General features: G+C 72.0%; 6 protein-coding genes. 1 reads left to right on the forward strand and 5 read right to left on the reverse strand.

Annotated features, from left to right (window positions below; translation table 11 throughout):
* Positions 1-192: 192 nt before the first annotated feature.
* From MKK69_RS27865 to MKK69_RS27885, 5 genes are all read right to left on the reverse strand, one after another.
* Positions 193-990 (reverse strand): SDR family NAD(P)-dependent oxidoreductase, encoded by a 798-nt coding sequence (locus tag MKK69_RS27865; protein WP_243973408.1) that lies wholly within the window; start codon positions 988-990, stop codon positions 193-195.
* A 69-nt stretch (positions 991-1,059) separates the two neighbouring features.
* A complete protein-coding gene (locus MKK69_RS27870) occupies positions 1,060-2,475 on the reverse strand; it encodes an MFS transporter (protein ID WP_243973409.1) in 1,416 nt (471 codons plus the stop codon).
* 449 nt (positions 2,476-2,924) lie between these two features.
* A complete protein-coding gene (locus tag MKK69_RS27875; RefSeq protein ID WP_243973410.1) occupies positions 2,925-4,271 on the reverse strand; it encodes a hybrid sensor histidine kinase/response regulator in 1,347 nt (448 codons plus the stop codon).
* A complete protein-coding gene (locus MKK69_RS27880; RefSeq protein WP_243973411.1) occupies positions 4,268-5,491 on the reverse strand; it encodes an FIST signal transduction protein in 1,224 nt (407 codons plus the stop codon). Before MKK69_RS27880 ends, MKK69_RS27875 begins: the two co-directional genes overlap by 4 nt.
* Before the next feature lie 133 nt (positions 5,492-5,624).
* Complete coding sequence (locus MKK69_RS27885) at positions 5,625-6,206, reverse strand: c-type cytochrome, methanol metabolism-related (RefSeq protein ID WP_243973412.1); 582 nt, start codon at positions 6,204-6,206, stop codon at positions 5,625-5,627.
* Positions 6,207-6,457: 251 nt separating this feature from the next.
* Here MKK69_RS27885 and MKK69_RS27890 point away from each other — a divergent pair.
* Positions 6,458-6,887: transglutaminase-like cysteine peptidase (locus MKK69_RS27890; protein ID WP_243973413.1), on the forward strand; the 430-nt coding region annotated here is incomplete at its 3' end.

Here is a 6,887-nt window from a genome sequence, read left to right on the forward strand (position 1 = left end):
CAGGGACGGGCCGGCACCCGGTTTTCGCAGGGCGCCGCAGATCCCAGCCAGGTCCCAGCCAGGGATCCAGACCCGCAGGTCCGACCGGACGAGCCGCGCCGCGAGGTGCCCTCGACGGGTCCGGATCGCGGCCTGCCTCCCGCTGACCGGCGCCGGACCCTGGACGCGAACACGCGCCTGAAGCCGCGCCGCTTAGGCGATGCCCTGCACGACGCCGCCATCGACCCGCAGCGCCGCCCCGGTCGTGGCGCTGGCCGCCGGGCTACAGAGATAGGCGACCAGGTTCGCCACCTCCTCGACCCGCGCGAGGCGCCTGATCAGCGAGGAGGGGCGGTGCTCGGCCACGAAGGCGCGGCCCATGGCGTCGAGATCGGCGTCGGCCTTGCCTCCGGCCATCTGGATCATGAAGTCCGCCACGCCCTCCGACAGGGTCGGGCCCGGCAGCACGCTGTTGACGGTGACGCCGCTCCCCGCGACCGTCTGGGCGAGGCCGCGGGAGATCGCGAGCTGCGCGGTCTTGGTCATCCCGTAATGGACCATCTCGGTCGGCGTGTTGAGGCCGGACTCGCTGGAGATGAAGATCACCCGTCCCCAGCCGCGCGCGGCCATGCCGGGCGTATAGGCCCGCGACAGGCGCACGCCGCTCATCACGTTCACCTCGAAGAAGCGCTGCCAGTCTTCGTCCGGGATCTCGAAGAACGGCTTCGGCTCGAAGATGCCGGTGTTGTTGACCAGGATGTCCACGTCCGGCACGGCGCGCACCAGGGCGGCGACGCCCTCCGCGGTGGCGACGGTCCCCGCGGCCGCGAAGGCGCGGCCCGCCTTCGCCTCGCCCCGCAGCTTGGCGAGGGCCGCCTCGACCCGTTCGGGGGTGCGCCCGTTGATGCCGACCTCGGCGCCGAGATCGCAGAGTTCCTTGGCGATGGCGTAGCCGATGCCGCCGGTCGAGCCGGTGACCAGGGCCTTCCGGCCGGTGAGATCGAGATCCATCAGAGGGCTCCAGCACAGGATATTCGGGGACAACGCGTGCCCGGGCCGGGCGTGGCATGAGGCGTCCGTCTAGCCGCTCCGACTCCGCCGCAGGACGCTGGCGCAACCGCCGATCACCGACAGGGCCGCCGCGCAGGACAGCGAGAGGGTCACGGCCCGGCCGGGTCCCTGACCGTGGGTCAGGCCGAAGATCACCGCCACGAGGGCGGCGCCGAGGGACTGGCCGGTGAGCCGGGCCGTCGACTGCATCCCGCTCGCGCCGCCGGCCCGCTCCCGCGGCGCGGAGGTGACGATGACCTTGTTGTTGGGCGACTGGAACAGGCCGAAGCCGAGGCCGCACAGGGTCAGGCGCCAGACGATGTCGAGGGTGGCGGGCGCGTCGGGCAGGCGCGTCATGCAGACGAGGCCGGTCGCCAGCATGGCCAGCCCGATCCCGCCGAGGATCCCGGGCGGGTAGCGGTCGGCGAGGCGCCCCGACACGGGCGCCATCACCGCCACGGCGATCGGCCAGGGGGTGAGCAGGAAGCCGGTCTGCGTGCTCGACAGGTGCAGCACGTCCTGGAAGTAGAAGGGCAGCGCCACGTAGGAGACCATCTGGGCGCAGAACGAGGCGACCGAGGTCGCCATCGACAGGGCGAAGGCCGGGATGCGCAGCAGGTCCACCGGCAGCAGCGGCGCCGGCAGCCGGATCTGGCGCCGCACGAACACCGCGCCGATCACCAGCGCGCCCACGAGCTCCGCGGCCGCGATCCCCTGGCCCCCGGGGTCGCCCAGCCCGTCGATGCCGATGATCAGCAGGCCGAAGGTCAGCGCGTTGAGCACGGCGCTGACGAGATCGAAGGGGCGGCCGCTCGCCGGCGTCACCGGTAGGGTCCGGGAGGCCACCGCCAGCGCCAGGAGGCCCACCGGGATGTTGACCAGGAACAGCCAGGGCCAGGTCGCCACCGAGAGGATCGCGGCCGCCACGGTCGGGCCGGCCGCGGAGGCCACCGCCACCACCAGCGCCACGTTGGCGACGCCCTGGCCGATCATCCGGTGCGGATAGATGAAGCGCACGAAGCCGATATTGACGCTCATGATCGCCGCGGCCCCGAGCCCCTGGACGATGCGCCCCGCGATCAGGAGCGGCAGGCTCGGTGCCACCGCGCAGGCGAGCGAGGCGGCGACGAAGACCGCCAGGCCCGGCAGGTAGACCCGGCGGAAGCCGAAGATGTCGCCCAGGGCCGCGAAGGGCAGGAGGCTCGCGGTCACGGCGATCTGGTAGGCGTTGACCACGAAGATCGCCTCGGCGGGCTTGACCGCGAGGTCCTTGGCCATGACCGGCAACGCCACGTTGACGATGGCCCCGTCGAGGACCGCCATGGTCATGGCCAGTCCGATCGCCGCCATGGCGAGGACCCGCGCACGCGGCGGCAGGCCGTCGTGGGAGCTGCCGGGCGTGCCCCCAGCGGCGGCGGCGCCTGAACCGGCCGGGACCTGCACCATGATCGCGCGCACTCCTGCGGCGTCCCGGACGGGCCCGTGACGTCGATCGCTGGGGAAGTCCGGGCGCGGGACGCGCCGCGGATGCCGCTCCCTGTCGCGCGCGGGGGACCGGCCGTCGAGGGGCGTCGTGTGTCCTATGTCACGGCGCGGACGGGTTTGTTCGCGGCGCCGCTGCGCGGCTTGGCCTTCCGCCGGGTCACCGTTGGCATTCTGCTTGCGCGGCGTGCGCCTGGGAAAGGGTGTTGCGCTTCGTCCTGCGCCGCGCCCGTTCCCCGACAGCTTCGGGCTCACCGGTTACAATGGGCTCTCCCGACTTCCCCTGCGCCTTCCCTCCCCCCCAGAGGGGAAGGGAGACGCGCGGATCCGGCCTCTGCCAATGTCGATGCCTCACCATCAAAGCCCGCATGGGAGAGGGGGCACGCCGCGCCCTGTGATCAGCCTCGCGCCGCTCAGGCCAGCATGTGGGTGAGCAGCGCGCGGAGCTGGGCCGGCTTGACCGGCTTGCGCACGAGCTCGGCCCCCGCCGCCGTCACCCGCGCCTCCACCGCGGCGGAATGGTCTGCGGTGGTCACGATCGCCGGGAGCGGATCGGCGCGCAGGCCCCGCAGATAGGCGGCGACGTCGAGGCCGCAGGCGCCGTCGTCCAGGTGGTAGTCGAGGACGAGGATGTCCGGGCGCGCCGCCCCGGCGGCGATGGCCGCCCGCACCCCGGCGAGGTCGCGGAAGGTCGAGACCCGGGCGTCCCAGTTCTCGAGCAGGCGGCCCAGGGCCTCGGCGGTGGAGGCGTCGTTCTCGACCACCAGGACATGGGCCCCCGAGAGGCGGGTCGCCACCGGTGCCGGCGGCGCGGCCGCGGCCGGGACCGCGCTCAGGGGCAAAACCAGGCTGACGCAGGTGCCGTGGCCGGGCCGCGAGGCCAGGGTCAGGGGATGGTCCAGCGCCTGGGCCATGCGGCGGACGATCGACAGGCCGAGGCCCAGGCCCGGCTCCTCCCCGCCGCCCGAGCGGACGCCGCCGCGGAAGAACTCGTCGAACACGAGGTCGCGCTCCTCCGGGGCGATGCCGCAGCCGGTATCGGTGACCTCGATTCGGACGCCGCCGGACCGCCTGCGGGCCGCCAGGACGATCCCGCCGGTCTGTGTGTACCGGACCGCGTTCGAGACGAGGTTCTGGAGGATGCGCTGCAGCAGCACCACGTCGCTGGTGACGGTCAGGTCCGGGCAGCGCACCGCCAGGCGCAGGCCCTTGCGCTCGGCGAAGGGCTTGAAGCTCTCCGCCAGCTCGGCCAGCAGGCCGGGCAGGAAGACCGCTTGCGGCTGCGGCCGGACGATGCCGGCATCGAGCTTGGAGATGTCGAGGAGCGTCTTGATCAGGTCCTCGATGGTCTGCAGCCCGCGCTCGACCTGACCGGCGATGGTGCGCGCCTCCGGCGGACCGTCGAGGTCGGCGAGCGCCGAGATCGACAGGCGGGCGGCGTTCACCGGCTGCAGCAGGTCGTGGCTCGCCGCCGCCAGGAAGCGGGTCTTGGAGCGGTTGGCGGTCTCGGCCTCCTCCTTGGCGGCGGCCAGGGCCGCGTTGGAGCGTTCCAGCCGGTGCATCAGCCCGGTCAGCTCCTCGGTGCGGGTGCGGACGCGGCCCTCCAGCATGATCGCGGTCTGGAACAGCGAGTAGGCGCTGCCGCGCTGGTCCATGCTGCGCTCGACATGGGACATTAGCGCCGCGTTGATCCGCTCGAGCTTCGCGATCCGCCGGCGCAGGGCGGCGTCGGTCTCCAGCCCGTTCGGATGCGTGGTCACGACGCGGCTGGCGCCTCGCCGGAGGCCGCCAGGCTCTCGTCATTGAGGTTTCTGCCGATGGCGATGCCCGTGAAGGTCTGGTTCAGGTGCATCGCCCGGTACTGCTCGCCGAAGGTCTCGAAGCCGACGACGTTGTAGCGGCGGTAGAGGTCGGTGATGCCGTGGCGCACCTGACGGCTCTCGGCGTCCAGGCGGCGCAGGACGCATTCGAAGCCGATGATCAGGTCGACGCCGCCCAGCACCCGGTCCAGGCGGGACAGCTCGGCCCGGGTCGAGGCGACGATGTCGCGCGGCTCGGCGAGCGTCAGCACCACCCCCTCGTCGACCGCGCAGAAGAAGCTGAGCGAGCCGTCCTCGTTCATCCGCCGGATCGAGCGGCAGAAATACTCGCCGCCGACCTTCACGGCGAGCGGATAGGCCGCGAAGCTCATCGGCGACAGGCCCTCGGGGTCCAGGCCGATCGCCATGGCGTATTCCCGCGCCGCCGGCTCGGCGTTGAGTTCGTGCACTGTGCGGCGCTCGCCGTCCGAGGCGGTGACCACGAACTTGGTCCGGGTCGGCTCGAAATTGTCGCTCTTGAAGATCTCGACGGCGAAGTCGGTCTCCACCAGCACGAGGATCGCGGCCTTGCGGTGGATCCGGCCGCCATGCAGCATCACCGCGTCCCGGAAGCGCAGGTCGTCGCCGGCCGAGCCCCCGACGATCGGGATGCCGTCGAGGGCCCAGGCGATCGCCGACACGACGGTCTCCTCCGCGTTGGCCAGCCCGTCGATCAGCGACAGGGCGAAGCGGCGGCCGGTCGGGGTCGGATCGCCCTCGCGGCCCTGGTCCAGCGGATCGAGGGTACGGCGCAGCCCGCGCACCGCGGAGGCGGTGCGCTCCACGTCGAGGTGGTCGATGGCGTCGAGCACGGTCGAGACGATGCGGAAACGCTCGGCGGGGAACGCGATGGCGACGAGGCCGCGGTCGAGGCCGCCGGCCGGCGCGATGCCCCCCGACATCGAGCAGCCGGAGACCGGCACCGCGGGGAACCGGGCCGCGAGTTCCAGGGCCAGGATCGCGGCATCGTAATCGGCCGAGAAGAACACGACGATCTGCGACAGACGGGCCTCACGGATCGCCCCGGCTATGTCCGCGACCGCGTCGGTGGCCGTGGCCGCCTCCGTCCAGGCCGTCCAGATGCCGCACAGATGGCGGCGCACACCCGATCCCAGAGCCACGTCTCACCCCCTGCGGCCCCCCTTGGCGGACTTGTCGTCCGCTCTCCCGTGTCGCGGGCCGAGTATGTCGCGCGCAATCGACCGGCGCAACGGGGTGTTCCGCCGGCCAATACCGGGTGTCCGGCGCCGGGCCTCACTTCATGCACGCATCCTCGGCCTTCTCGAAGGCCGCGGGCTTGGGCTCGTGCTCGGAGGGGCGGTTGCGGCCCAGCGCACCATCCGCGCGGGCGCGCAGGTAGGTGTAGATGTCGGGCATGTAGCACATGACGTTCCGGTTATCCCCGAAGGCCGGCATGACCAGTTCCTGGGCGGCGTTCACGTCCCTCTTGCCGCCGACGATGATGCCGGCGAAATGCGCGTAGTCCATACCCTTCAGGGCGTCGACCAGGGAGGGCGCGTAGGTCGAACCCATGCCGTCCGGCCCGTGGCATACGATGCAGTTCGCGCTGTACCGGAGGTAGCCCGACATCGTGTACCAATCGACCTTCTTGCCGTTGTCGGTGACGTGATAGGTCGGATCGCCGTTCTTGTCCGTGTATTGGCCGTCCTGCACCTTGGCGGGCTGCGTCGGCCCGTCGCTCTTCAGGTCGGACGAACCCGCGGGGGTATCCGGGGCGGCGGCGGGAGGGGCCGCCGCGGCCGGAACCGTCCAGAGGGCCATGGCCGCAAACCCGGCCACGATGGTCCCGGCAACCCCGTTCGATGCGTACCCCATGGGCATTCCTCCTGCCGCCCACTTGCGTCCTCGCGGTGGCACGGTCGGGGGACAACGGCGATCGGCCGCGCCGGGCGCAGGGTCCCGCCTTCACGATTTCGCGTTGCCGCCCGGGCCGCCCCCGGGCCCGGCGCTGTGGCGGTCTTATCCGCGTTGCGCACAGCGTTAACCTTTTGTTAATCGGCGGATTGCCGCCGGGCCTCCGGCGTGAGAGCTTTCGTTAACGAGAGCTTAACGGTTGAGTCCCGGCGATGCGGTTCGCGGTTTCCAAGGTGCAGGGACTGGTTTCCCGCTCTGCATCCCGTCGGCTCTCCCGCGGCTGCCGCGCGGCGTTCGTCCTGGTCCTGGCGTCTCTCGGCCTGGGCGGCGTCGCGGCCGAAGCCCAGACCCTGGCGAGCCTTCCGGCGGAGGTGGGCGCGCGGATCCAGGGGGAGGCGAAGCCGATCGCGGCGTGGGTGACGTTCTGCCAGAGCTACGGGGCGGAGTGCGCGGTGGACCGGAGCGAGCCGGCGCGGATCAGCCTGACGGCGTCGACCTGGGCGACGATCGTGTCGGTGAACCGGCGGGTCAACAAGGCGGTCGAGCCGATGACCGACCAGGATCACCTGCACGTGGCCGACCGCTGGGACCTGGCCGAGGACGGCATCGGCGACTGCGAGGATTTCCAGCTGCTCAAGCGCC

This window comes from Methylobacterium sp. J-026 (assembly GCF_022829585.1).
In the GTDB taxonomy this organism is placed as follows: domain Bacteria; phylum Pseudomonadota; class Alphaproteobacteria; order Rhizobiales; family Beijerinckiaceae; genus Methylobacterium.